The sequence below is a fragment of the Erwinia persicina NBRC 102418 genome, from assembly GCF_001571305.1.
Classification (GTDB): Bacteria; Pseudomonadota; Gammaproteobacteria; order Enterobacterales; family Enterobacteriaceae; genus Erwinia; species Erwinia persicina.
On the sequence record NZ_BCTN01000001.1, the window covers coordinates 314,053 to 333,663 of the forward strand.

General features: G+C 57.6%; 15 protein-coding genes and 1 pseudogene. 4 read left to right on the top strand and 12 right to left on the bottom strand.

Going from position 1 to position 19,611, the window contains the following annotated elements; genetic code table 11:
* Positions 1–5 precede the first annotated feature (5 nt).
* The 3 genes from EPE01S_RS01400 to EPE01S_RS01410 form a co-directional block, all read right to left on the bottom strand.
* Positions 6–1,418, bottom strand: coding sequence for a glycoside hydrolase family 1 protein (locus tag EPE01S_RS01400; protein WP_062742776.1), 1,413 nt, complete (start codon positions 1,416–1,418; stop codon positions 6–8).
* The gene (locus EPE01S_RS01405; protein ID WP_062742777.1) at positions 1,415–3,304 is read right to left on the bottom strand and encodes a beta-glucoside-specific PTS transporter subunit IIABC; all 1,890 of its coding nucleotides are present in this window, start codon (positions 3,302–3,304) and stop codon (positions 1,415–1,417) included. Before EPE01S_RS01405 ends, EPE01S_RS01400 begins: the two co-directional genes overlap by 4 nt.
* 290 nt (positions 3,305–3,594) lie before the next feature.
* Positions 3,595–4,101 carry an SRPBCC family protein gene (locus EPE01S_RS01410; protein ID WP_062742778.1) on the bottom strand — a complete coding sequence of 169 codons (507 nt, stop codon included), beginning with the start codon at positions 4,099–4,101 and terminating at the stop codon, positions 3,595–3,597.
* Between the two features lie 121 nt (positions 4,102–4,222).
* Between EPE01S_RS01410 and EPE01S_RS01415 the strand changes: the two genes are divergently transcribed.
* Both EPE01S_RS01415 and EPE01S_RS01420 read left to right on the top strand, forming a co-directional pair.
* Positions 4,223–5,125 carry a LysR family transcriptional regulator gene (locus EPE01S_RS01415; RefSeq protein WP_062742779.1) on the top strand — a complete coding sequence of 301 codons (903 nt, stop codon included), beginning with the start codon at positions 4,223–4,225 and terminating at the stop codon, positions 5,123–5,125.
* Between the two features lie 86 nt (positions 5,126–5,211).
* Positions 5,212–6,228, top strand: a pseudogene (locus EPE01S_RS01420) (NADH:flavin oxidoreductase/NADH oxidase); the annotation flags it as partial.
* Between the two features lie 129 nt (positions 6,229–6,357).
* Here EPE01S_RS01420 and EPE01S_RS01425 read toward each other — a convergent pair.
* The 4 genes from EPE01S_RS01425 to kdoO all read right to left on the bottom strand — a co-directional run bounded on the left by EPE01S_RS01425 (position 6,358) and on the right by kdoO (position 10,260).
* The gene (locus EPE01S_RS01425) at positions 6,358–6,882 is read right to left on the bottom strand and encodes a PadR family transcriptional regulator (protein WP_062742781.1); all 525 of its coding nucleotides are present in this window, start codon (positions 6,880–6,882) and stop codon (positions 6,358–6,360) included.
* 1 nt (position 6,883) lies between these two features.
* A complete protein-coding gene (locus EPE01S_RS01430) occupies positions 6,884–7,672 on the bottom strand; it encodes a siderophore-interacting protein (RefSeq protein ID WP_062742782.1) in 789 nt (262 codons plus the stop codon).
* 125 nt (positions 7,673–7,797) lie between these two features.
* Positions 7,798–9,228, bottom strand: coding sequence for an EmmdR/YeeO family multidrug/toxin efflux MATE transporter (locus EPE01S_RS01435; protein ID WP_062742783.1), 1,431 nt, complete (start codon positions 9,226–9,228; stop codon positions 7,798–7,800).
* Positions 9,229–9,363: 135 nt separating this feature from the next.
* On the bottom strand, positions 9,364–10,260 hold the full coding sequence (gene kdoO, locus EPE01S_RS01440; RefSeq protein WP_062742784.1) for a Kdo hydroxylase KdoO: 897 nt from the start codon (positions 10,258–10,260) through the stop codon (positions 9,364–9,366).
* A 176-nt stretch (positions 10,261–10,436) separates the two neighbouring features.
* Between kdoO and EPE01S_RS01445 the strand changes: the two genes are divergently transcribed.
* Positions 10,437–11,510, top strand: a complete 1,074-nt coding sequence (locus EPE01S_RS01445) for a LacI family DNA-binding transcriptional regulator (RefSeq protein WP_062742785.1) — start codon at positions 10,437–10,439, stop codon at positions 11,508–11,510.
* 59 nt (positions 11,511–11,569) lie between these two features.
* On the opposite strand, the gene EPE01S_RS01450 is transcribed toward EPE01S_RS01445, so the two are convergent.
* The 3 genes from EPE01S_RS01450 to dacD all read right to left on the bottom strand — a co-directional run bounded on the left by EPE01S_RS01450 (position 11,570) and on the right by dacD (position 14,488).
* On the bottom strand, positions 11,570–11,887 hold the full coding sequence (locus EPE01S_RS01450) for a DUF496 family protein (protein ID WP_062742786.1): 318 nt from the start codon (positions 11,885–11,887) through the stop codon (positions 11,570–11,572).
* 161 nt (positions 11,888–12,048) lie between these two features.
* Positions 12,049–13,107: an FUSC family protein gene (locus tag EPE01S_RS01455; protein WP_062742787.1), complete on the bottom strand. Its 1,059-nt coding sequence runs from the start codon at positions 13,105–13,107 to the stop codon at positions 12,049–12,051.
* A 208-nt stretch (positions 13,108–13,315) separates the two neighbouring features.
* Positions 13,316–14,488: a serine-type D-Ala-D-Ala carboxypeptidase DacD gene (gene dacD / locus EPE01S_RS01460; protein ID WP_072277376.1), complete on the bottom strand. Its 1,173-nt coding sequence runs from the start codon at positions 14,486–14,488 to the stop codon at positions 13,316–13,318.
* Between the two features lie 326 nt (positions 14,489–14,814).
* Between dacD and sbcB the strand changes: the two genes are divergently transcribed.
* Positions 14,815–16,242 carry an exodeoxyribonuclease I gene (gene sbcB / locus EPE01S_RS01465; protein ID WP_062743094.1) on the top strand — a complete coding sequence of 476 codons (1,428 nt, stop codon included), beginning with the start codon at positions 14,815–14,817 and terminating at the stop codon, positions 16,240–16,242.
* Positions 16,243–16,304: 62 nt separating this feature from the next.
* Here the strand turns inward: sbcB and EPE01S_RS01470 are convergent, their stop codons facing one another.
* Entirely contained in the window at positions 16,305–17,672 is a 1,368-nt protein-coding gene (locus tag EPE01S_RS01470) for an APC family permease (RefSeq protein WP_062742788.1), read from the bottom strand.
* A gap of 468 nt (positions 17,673–18,140) precedes the next feature.
* A complete protein-coding gene (locus tag EPE01S_RS01475) occupies positions 18,141–19,559 on the bottom strand; it encodes a glutamine synthetase family protein (RefSeq protein WP_174522403.1) in 1,419 nt (472 codons plus the stop codon).
* Positions 19,560–19,611: the final 52 nt, after the last annotated feature.

Genomic DNA, 19,611 nt, shown 5'->3' on the forward strand with positions numbered 1-19,611 from the left:
CGTGCTTAACGGACCGTACCATTGCTGGCGATCACCCGCTGATACCAGCTGAAACTGGCCTTGCGGATGCGCCGTAATGCTTTCAGATCCTGCTCGTCACGATCGACATAAATAAACCCGTAACGTTTGCCATACCCCTGATGGGTACTGACCACGTCAATGGCAGACCACGGGCAGTAACCCATCAGCGACACGCCATCGTCTATTGCCAGCTGCATCTGCTCAATATGCCGACGCAGGAAATCAATGCGGTAATCATCGGCAATGATATCCCCCTCCTCCAGCACATCCGGCGCGCCCATGCCGTTTTCTGTGATCAGAATCGGCAAATGATAGCGCTCCCAGGTTTTTCGCAGCGTCAGACGCAGCCCCACCGGGTCAACAACCCAGCCATAAGGCGTTTTCTCCACCCATGGATTATCGGCTGCGCGATAGACACCGGGCTCACCGAGCATGATTTGCTGATCACCCGCCCGGGCACTGATGTCCGATGCATCGCCCCGGCTGGCGGCAATGGTCGCCGTCGAGTAGTAATTGATCGCCAGAAAATCCGGTTTCCCGGCCAGCAGGATCTCGGCATCGCCTGCGGCCATCTGTGGCGCGATGCCGCGATCCTGCAGATAACGCCAGGCCAGCGAGTTATAGCGCCCGTGTGCCGCCACATCGAGAAAGCTCCAGCAGCGCAGGGTTTCCCAGTTGTGAGCGGCAATCGCATCCTCAGGGCGGCAGGTTGCCTGATACATTGAGGTAGTATTGATAGCCGGACCAATTTTGCTGCCGGGCAGCATCTGATGGCACAGCGCCATCACCCGTGCCTGGGCCAGCATCATATGATGGTTCTGCTGCCACAGCGAGGCCGCTGAGGGCAGCTCGCCCCCCGGCGGCAGACCGATAGCGCCAGGATGCAGGATCATCGTGTTCTGTTCGTTGATGGTCAGCCAGTGTCTGACCTTACCACCAAAGTGGCTGAACAGCGTGCGCGCATAGGCCACAAAGGCATCGATGGTCGCGCGATCTTCCCAGCCGCCCTGCTGCTCCAGGCACCAGGGCAGGTCGAAGTGATAGAGGGTCGCTACCGGCTCAATACCGTGGCGGTTCAGCTCATCAATCAGACGATCGTAGAAGGCCAGACCGGCGGGATTGACCTCGCCAACGCCGTCGGGAAGGATCCGCGTCCAGGCAATGGAGAAACGGTAGGCCTTCAGGCCCAGCTCCGCAAACAGCTGCACATCCTCCAGGCAGTGATGATAATGATCGCTGGCGACGGTAAAGTCGGCCGTTTCCTGCGGGTGCTGGCACATATCAATGATCGACGGGCTTTTTCCGTCCTCATTCCACGCGCCCTCGACCTGATACGCAGAGGTCGATGCCCCCCATAAAAACCCGTCAGGGAAAGGCGCTGACTGCTGATAAATCATAAGGTATCCGCCTGTTTTGTGGTGGTCAGGGCTAATAAAGGTGTCCCCATCGCTGCCGTCTCTCCGGCCAGCACCTGCACGGACGAGTAGTCATCGCTGTTGACGATCAACACCGGGGTGATCAGCGCATATCCGGCGGCGATCACGGCCTCAGCGTCAAAGGTGACCAGTACCTCGCCGCTGCGTACCCGATCGCCCACCTGCAGTGAGGAGGTGAAATGGGTGCCATTGAGGTTAACGGTGTCGATGCCGATATGGATCAGCACTTCTGCACCGCTGTCTGACAGGATCCCGACGGCATGTTTCGACGGCAGGAAGGTGACCACCACGCCGTTAACCGGCGAGCGCAGCTCACCGCGATCCGGAACGATGGCGATACCCTGCCCCAGCAGCCCCTTCGAAAAGACGTCATCCGGCACCGCCGACAGCGGCAACACGCGCCCGCTTAACGGACTGAGTAGCGTTTCGCTTACCTGAGCCACGGCCACCGGAACAGCCGGTGTGGCTGCCGCATCCGGGTGTACCACTTCATCAGGGTTAACCGGATCGTCAAAACCCAGCACCCAGGTCAGGGCAAAGGTGACCACAATCGCAATCAGGCAGGTCACCAGCGCATGAACGATATTCATCGGGTTTTCGCCAATAAACGCCGGCAGCGCGGCCAGTCCCGGCGAGACAAAGGCATAGCGCACCACGCCACTCAGTCCCGCGTAAATCCCGGCGCAGCCGCCACCAATCATCGCGGCAATCAGCGGGCGTTTAAGCTTCAGCGTCACGCCGTACAGGGAGGGCTCGGTAATGCCCAGCAGCGCGGTAAAACCGGCGGAAGAGGCCAGCTGCTTCAGATCTTTATTTTTCGTTTTCAGTGCAACGCAGAGAGTGGCAGCGCCCTGAGCGATATTGGACGCCAGCATGCCCGGGCCGTTAATGGTTTCAAATCCCTGACGGGTTAACTGCATGGTGGCAATCGGGGTCATCGCCCAGGCCGTGCCGGTGATCACCAGGAAGGGTTGCAGGCCGCCCATCAGCATCGGGATCAGCCAGCTGGCCTTGACGTTGATCGCCGCTGCGCCGCTGGCAACAAGGTCATTGAGAAGAATACCGAAGGGCCCGATCGCCACCAGCGCCAGCGGTGCCGTAACCAGCAGCACAATCATCGGCTTGGTAAAGAAGGTGATCATCGGGGGGGATACACGCTCTGCGAAGCGTTCCACCCACGACATGATCCACACGGTAAAGATGATCGGCAGAACCGAGCCGGCATAATCAGCCAGGCGAACGTCAATGCCGATAAAGGTGATCTCCCCGCCTTTTGCCAGCATCTGGGCCAGATTCGGGTGCAGCAGCGCGCCGGCAATGGTCATGGCGAGGATGGGGTTACAGGCGAACTTGATCGCCGCCCCGTATGCCAGCAGCACCGGCAGGAAGAAAAAGGCCGCATCGGCAATGGTGTCCAGCAGCTGATAGGTAGTGCTGCTGGCTTCGATCGCACCGCTGAGTTTGAGAATGGCCAGCAGCGCCTTTATCATCCCGGCCCCGGTGATGGCCGGAATAACGGGCGTGAAGGTGGTGGATATCACGCTGATGATCTGGCTAAAAATACCGCCCTTTGCCGCTGCCGGTTTGCCCGCCGGGGCTGCCGTGCCGAGGGCATCCAGCAGCGTTCGATAGGTTTGCTGCACCTGGTTGCCGATGACAATCTGGAACTGACCGCCACTCTCCACCACACCGATCACGCCGGGGAGTTTTTCGATCTTCTCCTTCTGTACGAGACGGGGGTCACTGAACTCCAGGCGCAGGCGCGTGGCGCAGTGCGTCAGCCTGCTGATATTATTTTTACCGCCGGTGAGCGCCAGGATCTCATGGCCGAGTTGTTTGTAATCCACGGTATTCCCTCAAAAAAAACCAAAAAAAAAGACCAAAATAAAAATGCGCCTCATCAAAGAGGACGTGCATTTTCATTTTGGTCTTGCCTGCTTTACCAGTGACATGCCGCAATAAAAAAGGGCGCAACCTGTCAAACCGTTGCGCCGCGATTATCATCATTTCCGGCGTTAACTGGCAATGACTCCCATAACAGATTGGGATCTGGCTCTCATGTTTTGGTGAATAAACCGCGTGGCGGCCCCCCGGCAAGGATCAGACTGCGGTTTTCCGCAGCCGCGTCCGGTCCGTTTCAGACCGCGCGGGCTGCTGCAATCATGCCGTCCAGCCACGCCTGATGACCATTGGTCATCGGATTGGGGCGTACAGACGCCAGATCGCGGGCAGGTTTACCGTTCTGTGTTTCCTGCGTCAGCAAGCGGACGCGGGCGCCCGGCAGTGCTTCAATCAGCCAGGCATGATGCACATCCAGGCGGCTTTCGCTGTCGTCTCCGCACCAGCCATGCCAGGCGATGCGTCCTGCCCGCCCCGCCAGCGGCGGCTCAAATTCGTTTACTTCGGCCTCAACCTGGAAACCAAAGGTGGTGAAGCGAAAGCGTGCGCCATCCGTCAGACGTGGGCCAGTGCCATCGTAGAAACGTATATCACTGGCATTGCTGTAGTAACCCGGCCATGCCGCCGTATCGGTCAGCTTGTCCCACAGCGCCTCAACGCTGACCCCGGTGATGATCATTTCATTGGAGGCAAAGTTATCGCTAAAACCGGGAATATAGCCTTGTGGCCAGATAATGCTGTTCATCAGGAAGATGCCTTTTCGTTGTGAAGTTGAGGCTATGCTGCGCCCGCCTGAGACATAAAACCAATCGCCATCTTGTATTTAAGATATCATCAAAACAAATATCTTAATCTGTGAGCCTGCCATCATGACCGATATCCGCACGCTGGATCTTAACCTGCTGAAAACTCTGGACGCGCTGCTGAATGAACGTAGCGTGACCCGCGCCGCGCAGCGGCTGGCCCTGACGCAGCCGGCGGTCAGCGGGATGCTGACCCGGCTGCGCGAGTGTTTTGATGACCCGCTGTTTACCCGTACCCGTCACGGCATCACCCCTACCCTGCGTGCGCTGGAACTGGCTACGCCGGTGAAACAGATCCTCGGCGAAGTCAGCCTGCTGCTGCAGCCGACGGTTTTCCAGCCTGCCAGCGCACAGATGTCACTGCACATTGCCGCTACCGACTATGCGCTCAGTGCCGTTGTCGTCCCCTTTATTGCCGCGCTGCGCCAGCAGGCACCCGGCGTGCGCGTCAGCGTGCAGCCGGTGATCGACGGGCGGCTGGCAGAGCAGATGGCCCGGGGTGAAACCGACCTGGCACTGGTCACTCCGGACACCACGCCGCCGGAGCTGCATGCCCGCCACCTGTTTGACGAGCAGTACGTCTGCCTGCTGCGCTCCGGGCACCCGGATGCGGCAGCAGGCACCCTGCCCTTAGATCGTTTTTGCGCGCTCGATCATGCGCTGGTCTCACACAGCGGAACGCAGTTTCGTGGCGTCACCGATGAGGCGCTGGCGGCTGTCGGCCGGCAGCGCCGGGTGACGCTGGCGGTCAGCAGCTTTCTGGTATTGCCGGAGATCCTGCGCAGCAGTGACCTGATCGCCGTTGTGCCGCAGCGTCTGGCAGCCAGCGCTCCCGATCTGGTGCAGATGGTCCCGCCCGTCACCCTTAGCGGATTCAGTAAAACCCTAGCCTGGCATGAGCGCAGCCACCGCGATGCGGGACACCGCTGGCTGCGGGCGCTGCTGTTCGCTACGCTGTCGGCGTGATTAGCACGCGACGCTTATCAGCCCGCGTGCTTCGTGGCGTAATGTTATTGACTGTCTCTCTAACCCATTAATATTACAGGTTGATTATGTCCGCACTGTTTACGCCGTTTACCCTGAAAGATGTCACGTTACGTAACCGCATTGCCGTCCCCCCTATGTGCCAGTACAGCGCCGAAGAGGGCCTGACCACTGACTGGCACCAGGTTCACTATCCGGCCATGGCACGCGGCGGTGCCGCTCTGGTGATCGTGGAAGCGACCGCAGTATCACCGGAAGGGCGTATCACCCCGGGATGTACCGGACTGTGGAATGACCAGCAAGCAGAGGGCATGGCCCGGATTGCCGCATCGATTAAAGCCGCAGGTGCCGTACCGGGTATCCAGATTGGGCACGCCGGGCGTAAAGCCAGTGCCAATCGTCCGTGGGAAGGCGACGATCATATCGCCGCCGGAGATCCGCGCAGCTGGCAGACTCTCGCCCCTTCCGCCGTGGCGTTCGGCCATCATCTGCCGCAGGTGCCAAAGGCGATGACCCTGGAGGATATTGCCCGGGTGAAAAGGGATTTTGTCGCTGCTGCGCGCCGCGCGCGTGATGCCGGGTTTGAGTGGCTGGAGCTGCACTTCGCCCACGGTTATCTGGCTCAGAGCTTCTTCTCCGTTCACGCTAACCAGCGCACCGACGAGTACGGCGGTGACTTCGCCGGACGTAGCCGCTTCCTGCTGGAAACCCTGGCTGCCGTCCGTGAAGTATGGCCGGAAAACCTGCCGCTGACGGCACGTTTTGGCGTGATTGAATATGACGGACGTGACGAGCAGACGCTGGCAGAATCCATTGAACTGACCCGGCTGATGAAGCAGGGTGGCCTGGATATGCTTAACGTCAGCGTCGGTTTCTCGATTGCGGAAACTGAGATCCCGTGGGGGTCTGCCTTCCTGGCTCCGGTGGCAGCGCGCGTGCGTCGTGAAGCGGATCTGCCCGTGGCGTCGTCGTGGGGCATTGAGGTGCCAGAGGTGGCCGAGCGGGTCATTGCGGAACAGCAGATGGACCTGGTGATGATTGGCCGCGCCCATCTCGCCAACCCCCACTATCCGTACTACATGGCAAAAAAACTTAACGTTGAGCAGCCTTCCGGGGTTCTGCCTGTGACCTATGCGCACTGGCTGCAACGCTATCGTTTAGAAGAGTAGTTCACTGAAGACCGGGGCGTTCATCCCCGACCGCCCCGATCTGCTTCAGCTACGTTCAATCTTCTTTGCGGCCTCATCCAGCGCATCAATAATGGCAAACAGCGTCTGCTGTGACAGCCCGTCCTGCGACAGGCGCACGTTGAGCGCCGTCTTCATATTGTGGATAGCGCGCTCCACATCCGGCAGGCTGCGGTTATTGACCAGTACGGCCAGCGTGGAAAGGCGCTGGACGATCGCCGTGACGGCAGGCTGATGCTGCGCCAGCTGCGCCTGTCCCGCCGCTTCCAGACGGTAGGCTTTACGTGCCGCCAGCGGATCGACGACGGCAATGCACTCCATCTCCTCCAGCAGCGTCAGGTTAGGATAAATAATCCCCGGGCTGGGGGTATATTCCCCCTTCGACAGCTCCTCAATGGCTTTGATCAGCTCGTAGCCGTGCGCGGGCCGCTGACGAAGAAAATGCAGCAGCAGCAGCCGGATATCGCTGGCATCCACTATTTTTTCCCGACGCTTCCTGCGGCCCACGCGGGCTGTGCTGTCTGCCTGGCAGGCGGAGGATCCCGACCGCATCTTACTTGTCGTGCCAGTAGGCGACGGCACGCACATAGGTCGCATCGCAGCCGCGCTGTTCAATAAAGTAATCACTGAGTTTTTTGACAAACTCACCCTCACCCGTCAGCCAGATAAAGTAATCCCCGGCCGGCAGCGGCAGCGTATTGAAGGTATCAATCAGTGCAGCCAGATTTTCTGACTGCATATTGCCGCTGCCCATCCAGGTGACATCAACGCCGTTCAGCTTTTCCAGGTAAGCCTGACCGACGGCTTCATCCACCCACGCGAACAGCTTATGCTGCTGACCGCTGAGGGTTTCCTGGCGGCGTTTAAAGGCGGGCAGCCCGCTTTCATCACAGACATACAGCTGGAACGCATAATCATCCGGCACCACCAGCGAACCGCGCGGCCCGCCAATGGCCAGCCTGTCGCCAGGCTGTGCCTGTGCCGCCCAGTCGCTGGCCACGCCGCCGTCATGAATAAAGAAATCCAGCGTCAGGGTGTTCGCCACCCCGTCAAAAAACAGCGGCGTATAGTCACGGGAAATTGGACGCTGTCCCTCCTTCCACACCACGCCTTCCTCCGTGACCTCGGGCAGGTTCAGCGTGCCGCTGGCGTCCGGGAAGAACACTTTGATGTGGTCATCAAAACCGGGCGAGGTGAAGCCCGACAGATCCTCACCGCCAAAGTCGATGCGCCAGAAGCTTTCGGCCACCCGGGTTTTACCGGTGACAGTCAGCTGGCGGAAACGCAGCTCATTTCGCACGCGCTGCGGCGCACGGCTTGCTTTTACAGAATCAGTGGACATGTTTACCCTTAGTGTTTGTTGAAATCAGGAATCATTCTCATTTAAGGGTAAAATATATCTATGATATATCTTGATAGCAACCCCGGGCTGCCGGTTTCCGGGGGGAAAAGGGTGCAATCTGTGCGCTATTGCTTTTCAGGGAGTGGCCGGTATTTCCACAGCCAGCGTCCGCTGTTCATCCGGCGGTAGAAACACGCGCCCCGGATCATCCAGTCGAGGAACATCCCCATCCAGATGCCCGCCACGCCAAAGCCCAGCACGACACCCAGCAGATAGCCAGCCACAATCCGTCCGCCCCACATACTCAGCAGGGATACCCACATGGTATAGCGCGCATCCCGCGCGCCCTTCAACCCGGCGGGAAGCACCCACGATGCCGCCCACAGCGGCATAAAGGCGGCATTAAGCCACACCAGCAGTTTCACCACATGGATGACCTCTTCATCGCGGGTGTAGAACTGCGCCAGCAGTCCGGCAAACGGCACGGTCAGCAGCGCCAGCGCGCAGAGAAAGAAGGTCGACATCCAGAAGATATAGCGCAGCTGGCGCTCCGGCTGGCCTAGCTGCCCGCGTCCGAGGCGCGTGCCGACAATAATCGTGGAGGCCGAGCCGAGCGCATTGCCCGGCAGGTTAATCAGCGACACGATGGAGAAAGCAATGAAGTTACCGGCAATGACATCCGTGCCCATCCCGGCGACAAAAATCTGGGTTAACAGCTTGCCGCCGTTAAACAGCACGGATTCGATACTGGCCGGAATACCAATCCCGAGGACTTCCCGCAGGATGCTCATATTCAGACGGGTGAAATAGCTTTTCAGCGAGATTTTCAGCGCCGGGACAAAACCAATCACCAGCACGTAAATCACTGCCGCCGCACCGATATAGCGCGAGATGGTCAGCCCTAACCCCGCGCCGACAAATCCCAGCCCGTGCCATGAGAAACAACCGTAGATAAGAATGCTGCTGATGATGATGTTGAGGATATTCATCCCGCCGTTGATCAGCATCGGAATTTTAGTATTTCCCGCCCCGCGCAGAGCCCCGCAGCCGATCAGCGCAATGGCGGCAGCCGGGTAGCTCCAGGCCGTGGTTTGCAAATAGGAGAGCGCCAGCGCTTTCACCTGCGGCTCGGCTTCACCGGCAATCAGATCGATGATCTGCGGGCCTGCAAACTCAATCGTCAGCGCCAGCAGGACGGCAAACACCGTCATAATAATCAGCGACTGTCGGGCTGCGGCGACCGCTCTTTCCCGGTTAAGTTTACCGAGGCTGAACGCCACGACTACCGTGGTACCGAGGTCGATAGCGGCAAAAAAGGAGATAACCACCATGTTGAAACTGTCGGCCAGACCGACCCCGGCCATCGCTTCTTTGCCCAGCCAGCTTACCAGGAAGGTACTGAGTACCCCCATCAGCAGGACGCAAAGATTCTCAAAAAAGATAGGCACGGCCAGAGGGGTTATTTCACGCCAGAACAGTACCCGCGAAGAACGTCTTTTCGGATACCATGCAGTACGCTTTATCGCCTGCTGCAGAGAAACGCTGAGGTTTTGCAAGATTGATCCAGTTTTTCACAGGAGAAATGAGCCTACGCTAACCAGATGATGGTAAAAGACCGGTCAATATGCAAAGTCTTTTTATGTTTCAAAATACGGCAAAAAAAGGCGGCGGCCCGGGGCCGCCCGGTCCCTTTACAGCAGCCGCCGGTGCAACAGTTTTTCCAGCACCGCGACGGGGGCCTGTTCAGGATGTTTCATGCCGGTAAGCGGCAGTAAAAACGTCTGCTCCAGCATAAACTGACCGCGCATGGCGGCATGGGGCGTCTGGTCAGCAAAACAGACCCAACTGCTGCCAGCAGGTAAGGTCAGAGCGACCTGAGGCCCCTGCTCCTGATAGCCCTGGTCAGCTTTCATCGCATCATGCAGCCGCAGCATCATATGGTCATAGCGCGTACGGTAGGATTTGGTCATGCCCAGACGGTGTTGCAGCCAGCTGTTCAGGGGAGAATAGCCTTTCATATGCGGCATAAAGCGCTGCGCCAGCACCGGGAACGGCTCACCGACGCGCCACTCGCGGCTCTCACCTGCGGGATTGATATTGGTAAAAATGCGCAGGATGCGCTCCCCCTGAATGGGTCGGGAAGGAAACGCATCAACATGCAGGCGGCTGTCATCTTTGCGCCATGAGCTCTTTTCCCGCCACGCCGTGACCGGGTGCAGGCGCAGCGTATTGACCGGCGAGTGCAGCGCATGCCGGTATTCGGGCAGAAGCGCATCCACCAGTTGCAGGCAGTGCTGATAATAACGTGCCAGCAGCTGGCTGACCTGAGGCGCATTTTCCGGACGGGCAAGACCGCGCAGCTGCCCTTTTCCGGCATTAAAGCTAATGTTTTTACGCTTAGGATCGGTCAGTGCGGGGGTAAGTAACGCCTGTTCCTCCGGCAGCAGGGAGAACGTCAGGCGGGGTAGAAACAGGACTTTACCCTGCTCCAGCGACTCCAGTGCGTGGGTGTCTGGGAGTAACTCATCCCAGCGGGTCAGGGGCAGCGTACAGATGACCTGCTCCCGGGATAACGATTGTTCTGCCATATTATATCCTTATAGACTGCGGTAAGATCCTGTGAGATTAGCGAACAGTATATTCCCGGGGTTAAATCAAAATTAAACCAGAGTTCAACCGGATGGACAGAACCGGTGCCGCTACGCAGCACCGAATGCGGATCACTTTTATTGCTAAACTGCGCGATTAAAAACAGGAGTTAACCATGAGATCCCGCTCTGTGACGCTGGAAGATGTCGCCAGCGCCGCCGGTGTGTCTTATCAGACCGTTTCCCGGGTACTGAACCATTCAGACCAGGTTGCAGAACAGACCCGCAAACGGGTGGAAGCGGCCATGCAGGCGCTGAATTACGTGCCCAACCGGGTGGCGCAGCAGCTGGCCGGGAAAAACACCCGTACGCTCGGTCTCGCCACCAGCGATCTGGCGCTGCTGGCCCCGGCGCAGATCGCGTCAGCCATCCAGCAGCGAACCAGCCAGCTGGGCTATCATCTGGTGATTGCCATGGCCGACGAGGGTGGCGCACAGCAGGCGGTCAGCGATTTGCTCTCTCAACGCGTGGATGCGCTGTTAATCAATGTGCCGCTGGATGCCCTGGCGGCGCAGCAGATAGAACGAATGGCGGCCTCCCTGCCCTGTCTGTTTCTGGATGTCGCTGACGATGCCAATGTGGCCAGCTGTAGCTTCAGCGCCCATACCGGTGCGCGCCAGGGCGCGGAGCATCTGTTGCAGCTCGGGCACCAGCGTATTGCACTGCTCAACGGTCCGGCAGACTCCGTGGCGGCACGCGCGCGCACCGCAGTCTGGCGTCAGGTGCTGGAGGAGCATCATCTGACGCCCTTCCGGCAGTTAGAAGGTGACTGGAGTGCGCAGTCGGGCTATCTGGCCGTGATGCAGCTGGCAGGGCAGGCGTTACCGACTGGCCTGCTGGTGGCAAATGATCAGATGGCATTAGGGGCGATGCAGGCGCTGCATCAGATGGGCGTGGCCGTCCCTGCGGAGGTATCCGTGGTGGGATACGATGATACGGCCGACAGTGCCTGGTATCAGCCGCCCCTGACCACTGTGCGCCAGGATATGCGCCATCTGGGTGAAAGAAGCGTTCAGTGGCTGACCGGGCAGCTTGAACAACCCGGCAGACAGGCGCTGCTGCCGCCCTTTGCCACCGATCTGGTGGTGCGCGCCAGCACGGCCGCACCGCGCGCGGCAAAACGCCTCGCGCATCCGATTGCGACTGAGCTGCGACGACTGGCGCAGCAGCTGGACAATGACGTGCCATAAAAAAAGCCGGGCTGCTGAAGCCCGGCTTTATCGTACTGCTCTGCTCTGACCGTGCGTTGTTACGCTTTCGGCTCGCCCAGAGATTTCAGTTTCTTGGACAGGTCACGACGCTCTTTCGACAGGTCAGCATTTTTGATGATGTAGTCATCAACGCGATCTTCATAATCGCTGCGCATGCTGGCGATGATTTCCTGGATAGCTTCTACGCTCATGCCTGGCTTGATGTATTCGCCGAGGTTGTCCAGCAGCAGCACACGCTTCTGGTTATCACGGATTTTCTTTTCATTGTCGGTAATTTCACGTTGAAGCTTGTTTTTACGACGGAACATACGCACGAACTCCAGTACGTCCTGAAATGATTGTTTTGCATTTTCCATGAAGACACCTTTCATTTGGGCCTGCGCATACAGGCATCATTATCGTGGCTATCAGCTTAACGGCGGGCCGCTGCCGATGGCAATTTTAAACTTACTGAACCGGATTCCCCCTATCTTACCCTGAAGCGAGTCAGCTCGCAGTAAGTTGTTGCTGGAACATTCTATTTTCGCAACGTCAGGCGGATCAACTCGGTCAGTCTTTCTAACTGACTGGCCATTTCCAGGCTCAGCCAGACATAGCCGTGGATGGGCGTTTCAACCAGTTCATCGCTGTCCGATTCCGCGATCAGCTGGCGCAATTCACGGGTGATCTCTGCCAGTTCCTCGCTGTTAGCCGCCATTTTACCCGTATCACCTTCAACGATCACACGTGACAGCGCGCGCAGGGTATTTTCCGTCATCTGCTGGGTTCTGCGCAGCGCCGGGGCATTGAGCATAATCAGATGACTCTGACGCGATGCCCACCAGGCATTCAGCTGAAGCTCGAGCGTACAGACCAGGTTACGGTTCAGGGTCTGGATCCCCTCAAACACCGAGCGCGGCGTGCGCGTCTCTTTACTGGAGGGTTCAATCAGCGCCCGCATTTTGATCACATTACTCAGCAGACGCTGCAGCGGACGCGTCAGGCGCGGTTTCTCCACCAGGTTAGGCGAAAATCCGGCATGATAGACGCGGGCGGTTTCCAGCAGCAGGTCGGAGAGCTGAATGCGCCAGTGGGTATAGGCCTTCTGTGAATAGATGCTGGTAAACAGCAGCGCCAGCAGCGACCCGAGGATCACATCGCCCCCGCGCCACAGTGCGGTGGTCATATCGCCCGGCACCCCGCCGCAGATCACCGCCAGCGTGATACCAATCAGCAGCGCCATATACGGGTGCTTACCCAGCGTCAGAAAACCACTGATAAACATTACCGCTGCACACCATATCAGCATCACCGGCAGGGAGATCAGCTCCAGTTTGAGCGCAATCAGTCCGGAGATAGAACCAAAGATCGTGCCGCCAATACGCTGCACCGCGCGGGGGAAAACATTGCCCCACGAGGAGATCGGCCCCATCACCACCACCAGGGTGATCAGCGGCCAGCTGCCTTCCGGGATCGCCATCACCCTGACCAGCAGGAACGTCAGAATGAAAGCCAGCGCGATACGCACGCCGTGCACGATGCGATAATTACGATACAGGCTGAATTCAAAGGCCGTCAGCGGCTTGTCCGGTCGCAAAGGTGGCTCCGAAAGAAGAAGAATGAGCGGGACATCATACCTGAAGCGGGGGACGGGAGCAGACGGAGAATCGTCGTTTTACGGCTGTTTTTCCTCTCATTTAATCAGGGTAAGCAGCAGAAAACACTTAACTTACCCTGCGGAAACATAGCATTAATCAACCGTTTTCTTCTGACGGATGACATTCACACTTTTATCACAACGAGGATCATAGCTTCAGCTTGATCCAGTCGCTGATGCGGGTCACGATCCCAGCCTCCTCAACCGGCTGCAGCGCCACCAGCGGATAGCTGGCCAGCGTTTTGTCACCTTCTACCAGTTGGATGGTGCCCACCTGCTCATGCAGTTTGATTGGCGCTTCCAGATCCTTACGGTCAATGACATATTTCGCTTTCACCTTTTGCACCTCTTCACGTGGCAGCGCCAGGAAAACGTCTTTTTCACTGCCCAGAGAAATACGGTGCGGGTTGCCGTACCACACGGTTTCATGACCAATCTCTTTGCCAGCGTGGAACAGCTGTACCGTATCAAAGTTATTCTGGCCCCAGGTCAGCAGCTTACGCGCCTGCTCTTCCCGCCCTTTTGAGCTTTTCCCGCCCATGATCACCGCAATCAGGCGGCGCTGGCCGTCGACGCTGGAGGCGATGATATTAAAGCCGGCACTTTCGGTATGCCCGGTTTTCAGGCCGTCGACGTGCAGCGTTTTGTCCCACAGCAGCCCGTTGCGGTTCTGCTGGGTGATACCGTTCCAGGTGAGCGACTTTTCACTGTACATCTGATAAAAATCCGGTTCCCCGCTGATAATGGCCCGGGAGAGAATGGCGAGGTCACGAGCCGTCGTAAACTGTCCGGGCGCATCCAGCCCGTGTACGGTTTCAAAGTGGGTATTACTCAAACCCAGCTTTTCAACGTACTGGTTCATCAGCGTGACAAAACTCGCCTGGCTGCCAGCAACATAATCGGCCAGGGCAACACAGGCATCATTGCCTGAATCAATAATTACCCCCCGGCTGAGGTCGCGAACGGACACTTTATCACCCGGCTTAAGGAACATCAGCGAAGAGCCTTTAAACACCGGATTGCCCCCGGCCCAGGCGTCCTTACCAACGGTAACAATATCGTCACGGGTGATGCGCTTTTTATCAATGGCGCGATCCACAACATAGCCGGTCATCAGCTTCGTCAGGCTGGCCGGGTTGCGGCGTTCATCCGGGTTGCCTGAGGTCAGGATCTGGCCTGTGGTCGCATCCATCAGCACCCAGGAGGCGGCATCAATCGCCGGGGACGTGAGCGGGAATGCCAGCGCGGGCTGGACTTCAGCAACGGCGACACGACTCAGCGCCATGGCCAGACAGAAACTTACAAGCTGATGCTTTTTCAACGATCAATCCTCAACATATCCAGAATAAAAAACTGCGCCTGTTGTACGGCATCCGCCATGTCTTTGCGTGACTAAATTGCAAGAAAATATGAATAAATCAGGGGATTAGCGGAAATTTTTTTTCTGGCTCTCCCTCTCCTGCCTGCGGGATGTTTCCGTCCTGCCGCGAGGCAATGCCAGGGAGCCAGAGCGGTCAGCCGCTGACCCATTTCGTGCATCTTCAGATATGGTTTACACTGACAGCCTATGTCAATGCGGGAAGGTTCACACAGGGAATCAGGCACTGCGTTTTCAACAGTTAACAAACAGAAGTGGACAGCGAAACAGTGAAAGACACAGCGAACCAACCGACCTTCCTTTTCCATGATTACGAAACCTTCGGTAAAAGCCCGTCGCTGGACCGCCCTGCGCAGTTCGCCGGTATCCGTACCGATATGGATTTTAATATTATCGGTGAGCCGGAGGTGTTCTACTGCCAGCCTGCGGATGATTACCTGCCGCAGCCCGAAGCCGTGATGATCACCGGCATTACTCCGCAGATTGCCCGCGAACGCGGCGTCAGTGAAGTGGAGTTTACCCGCCGTATTCATCAGTTGTTCAGCGAGCCCAATACCTGCGTGGTCGGCTATAACAACGTGCGTTTTGACGATGAAGTCACCCGTAATCTGCTCTACCGCAATTTTTACGATCCCTATGCCTGGAGCTGGCAGTACGGCAACAGCCGCTGGGATCTGCTGGACGTGATGCGGGCCTGCTATGCTCTGCGCCCGGACGGCATTGAATGGCCGGAAAATGACGACGGTTTACCCAGCTTCCGCCTGGAACATCTGACCAAAGCCAATGGCGTCGCCCACGAAAACGCCCATGATGCCATGTCGGACGTCTACGCCACTATTGCCATGGCGAAGCTGGTTAAAGAGAAGCAGCCACGCCTGTATGACTTCCTGTTCAGCCACCGCAACAAACAGAAGATCAGCGCACTGGTGGATATTCCCCAGATGAAGCCACTGGTGCACATTTCGGGCATGTTTGGTGCCGCACGCGGCAACACCAGCTGGATAGCGCCACTGGCCTGGCACCCGGATAACCGCAATGCCCTGATTACCTGCGATCTCGGCGGCGATATGGCCCCCCTGCTTGAGCTGGATGCCGACGCGCTGCGCGAACGGCTGTATACCCCGCGCAGCGAGCTGGATGGTGCCTCTGCGGTGCCGTTAAAGCTGGTGCATATCAATAAGTGCCCGGTGGTGGCCCCGGCGAATACGCTGCGTCCGGAAGATGCCGAACGCATCGGCATTGACCGCCAGCGCTGCCTGGACAACCTTGCCCTGCTGCGCCAGCATCCGGAAATTCGCGAAAAAGTGGTGGCCCTGTTTGCCGAAGCGGAACCCTTTACGCCGTCGGACGACGTAGATGCCCAGCTCTATAACGGTTTCTTCAGCGACGCCGACCGGAATGCGATGAATATCATTCGGCAGACCGCCCCGGAAAACCTGCCGGCACTGGATTTAGCCTTTAATGACGGGCGTATTGAGAAGCTGCTGTTCCGCTTCCGCGCACGCAACTTCCCCGGCACGCTGGACGACGCGGAACAGAAACGCTGGTTACAGCATCGCCGCGAGATGCTGAACCCGGAACGGGTACAGCGCTACGTCCAGGAGCTGGAAATGCTATTTAATCAGTACGAAGGGGATCAGGTGAAGCTCGGCCAGCTGAAGGCGCTGTTTGAGTATGCAAGGGAACTGGTGTCCTGATATGAAAAAGGCGGACCGCAACAGGCGGCCCGCCCTTAAAACAGATTGATGACCCCGCAGGATTACATCAGATCTTCACTGCACTGCGGCACCGGGTTACGGAAGCTGCGGGTAACAAATGCCAGATACAGCAGGCCAATCGCCCCCCACACCAGGCCAAGAATCATTGAGCTCTCTTCCAGGTTAACCCACAGTGCCCCGACGGTCAGCGCCCCCATCAGCGGCAGCACCAGGAACTTGATGTTGTCTTTGAAGGTCTTGTTGCGCTTCTCACGGATCCAGAACTGTGAAATCACCGACAGGTTAACGAAGGTGAAGGCCACCAGCGCACCAAAGTTAATCAGCGCCGTTGCGGTCACCAGATCGAAGGTGATGGAGGACAGCGCGATCACGCCGACCAACAGCACGTTCAGCGCTGGCGTACGCCATTTCGGATGAACGTAGCCGAAGAAGCTGACCGGGAAGACCCCGTCACGCCCCATCACATACATCAGACGCGAAACGCCCGCATGCGCAGCCATACCGGAAGCCAGCACCGTGACACAGGAGAAGATCAGAATGCCGAACTGGAAGGCCTTGCCCGCCACGTAAAGCATGATTTCCGGCTGTGACGCGTCCGGATCCTTAAAGCGCGAGATATCCGGGAAGTACAGCTGCAGGAAGTAGGACACCACGATAAAGATGACGCCCCCGATCAGCGCGGTCAGGAAGATCGCTTTTGGGATCACGCGCTCTGCGTCTTTCGTCTCTTCGGACAGCGAGCTGATGCCATCAAAACCGAGGAACGAGAAGCAGAGTATGGTCGCCCCGGTGATCATCGGCACCACGTTGGCGTTTTCCGACCAGAATGGCCTGCTGCTGACCAGCGTGCCTGCGCCTTCACCGTGCGCCACACCCCAGACCACCATCGCCATGATCGCGACCATCACCACCACCTGCAGCACCACAATCACGCTGTTGAAGTTGGCAACGGTTTTAATGCCTTTGAGGTTCGAGAGGGTCATAAAGCCCACCAGCAGCACCACAAAGATCCACGAGGGAACCCCGGGAACCAGCGCTTCCCAGTAAATTTTCGCCAGTAAAATATTGATCATCGGCATAAACAGATAATCAAGCAGCGAAGACCAGCCGACCATAAAGCCGACGTGCGGGCTGATCGCTTTCTGCGCATAGGTATAAGCCGAACCCGCAGAAGGGAAACGACGTACCAACTGGCCGTAGCTCAGTGCGGTAAAAAGAATAGCAATCAGCGCGAATGCGTATGCGGTCGCGACGTGGCCATCCGTCAGGCCAGAAACGATGCCAAACGTATCAAACAAGGTCATTGGCTGCATATAAGCCAGACCCATCATGACAACAGGCAGTAACGTCAGCGTTTTTTTCAGTTTTGCACGCGGCTGGGCGGCGGGATTCAGGTGATCAAGCGACATGATTCAATCTCCCCATAGCATCAACCGTTCTGGGTTGAACCACAGGGGAGCTACGCAGGGTGCGATAGCTTTTCAAAAGAGGATTCTGGGAATAACAGGCAGGCGTGAAGGTATTACCTGCTGTGGCGCCGTAGTCATCGCGCTGGCGGATCCCAGCAAACGCTGGAGTAAGAAGGTGAAGCCCCATGGTTGTTTCCTCAATAAGACACGTCAAAGTGTATTTAAAAGCGAATATCTATCCGGTTCTGGACCGGCCTCTTTAAAGGCGAAAAAAGTTCCTGCTTAAGCGACGAATAAAAAAATACCGCCGCCGGGTAAATCAGCGTCGGTTTACAGGTATCGTTTTGCAGGGCGCGTATTTTGCACCAGATTAAGGCACGAAGACAACCCCCCGAGAGCTTCACTTACAATTAATTGTTATCTCAACAGTAAGCCAGGCGTGACAGGCACGCCTGCAGGGGGGAAACCTCAGGCATTTTTCAGCATCCAGTCAATTTCTGTCGCCGTAATCAGCCGTTCAAACTGCATCAGTTCATGGTGTTTGCATTGATGCCAGACAAAACCAAAACGCGTGCCCAGCAGCGCCTGCATCGCATGGCTTTGCTCAAAGGCTACCAGCGCATCGCTCTGACGAATGGGCAGCGGGTTCCCCTCCGCTTCATGCCCGTTGCCTTTTACCGCAGGGGGCAACGGCAGCTGATTATCCAGACCGTGCAGAATGCCGGCCAGTATCGCCGCCATCACCAGATAAGGATTGGCATCCGCTCCGGCCACCCGATACTCGACGCGGTGGTTGTCACGATCCCCGCAGGGGATGCGTAGCGCCACGGTGCGGTTATTGTGGCCCCATGAGGCCTGCAGCGGTACAAACGCATCCGGCAGAAAACGGCGATAAGCATTTACATTGGGGGCCAGCAGCGCCATGGAGGCGGGCATCAAATCGATCATCCCGGCCAGCGCGCGCCTGAGAAGCGGTGAATCACTGCCGTCATCCCCGGCAAAGGCATTATGATCTGCCGCGTCCAGCATGCTGATATGCACATGCATTCCGCTACCCGCATAGGCTTCATAAGGTTTCGCCATAAAGGTGGCGTTCATGCCGTGCTGCTCGGCCACCTGACGCACCAGCCTTTTCAGCTGTACGGCATGGTCGCAGGCATTAAGCACATTGCGCGTGTGGTGCAGGTTGATTTCAAACTGCCCGGGCGAGGCCTCCGCCAGCGCCCCCTCGGCGGGGATCCCCTGTAAATGTGCCAGCGCGTCAATATCACTGAGCACCGCAGAGAAATGATCAAGATTATCGACCGAGTAAACCTGATTCTGCATATTACGTTCGTCGCTGCCCGGCGCACACGGCGGCTGAATATCCCCTTCCGCATCGCGCTGCTTATCGACCAGATAGAACTCCAGCTCTACCGCTACCACCGGAAACAGTCCCCGGTTGCGCAGGCGCTGCCAGAGGTGATTGAGGACATTTCGGGGTTCAACGTCAAAGGGAGTGCCATCTTGATTGCACATGGTCAGCAGGACCTGTGCAAGATGCTGCGGGTCGGCGGCAGAGGGGGTGAGCGAGCCTTCAACCGGCATACAAATATTGTCGGGCTCCCCCATAGCCTGACCGAGTCCGGCTTCTTCTACGGTATTGCCCAGAATGTCCATGGCGTAAACCGAGGCGGGGAAGTAGCAGCCCTTATCAAGCTTGCTCAGGCTGGCGATGGGGATGCGTTTTCCACGAAAAACGCCGTTTAAATCGTTGAGGAGAATATCGGCATACTGCGTGTCAGGATAGCGTTCCAGATAGGCCTTCACCTCATTCCGGAACGCGCTGGTTCGTTTCTCTTCACTGTGCCGCGTGAAGTCTTCTACTTCGACAATATTGGTCATCACGTCACCCTTTCAGGTTGTTGAAAACTGCTCAAAATAACAGCCACTCTCTTAA

Excerpts from the sequence above, each read along its gene's own strand:
- EPE01S_RS01400 (WP_062742776.1), bottom strand. The coding sequence starts at position 1,418 with ATGATTTATCAGCAGTCAGCGCCTTTCCCTGACGGGTTTTTATGGGGG.
- EPE01S_RS01410 (WP_062742778.1), bottom strand. The coding sequence starts at position 4,101 with ATGAACAGCATTATCTGGCCACAAGGCTATATTCCCGGTTTTAGCGAT.
- EPE01S_RS01425 (WP_062742781.1), bottom strand. The coding sequence starts at position 6,882 with ATGCGGTCGGGATCCTCCGCCTGCCAGGCAGACAGCACAGCCCGCGTG.
- EPE01S_RS01430 (WP_062742782.1), bottom strand. The coding sequence starts at position 7,672 with ATGTCCACTGATTCTGTAAAAGCAAGCCGTGCGCCGCAGCGCGTGCGA.
- kdoO (WP_062742784.1), bottom strand. The coding sequence starts at position 10,260 with ATGGCAGAACAATCGTTATCCCGGGAGCAGGTCATCTGTACGCTGCCC.
- EPE01S_RS01445 (WP_062742785.1), top strand. The coding sequence starts at position 10,437 with ATGAGATCCCGCTCTGTGACGCTGGAAGATGTCGCCAGCGCCGCCGGT.
- EPE01S_RS01450 (WP_062742786.1), bottom strand. The coding sequence starts at position 11,887 with ATGGAAAATGCAAAACAATCATTTCAGGACGTACTGGAGTTCGTGCGT.
- EPE01S_RS01470 (WP_062742788.1), bottom strand. The coding sequence starts at position 17,672 with ATGTCGCTTGATCACCTGAATCCCGCCGCCCAGCCGCGTGCAAAACTG.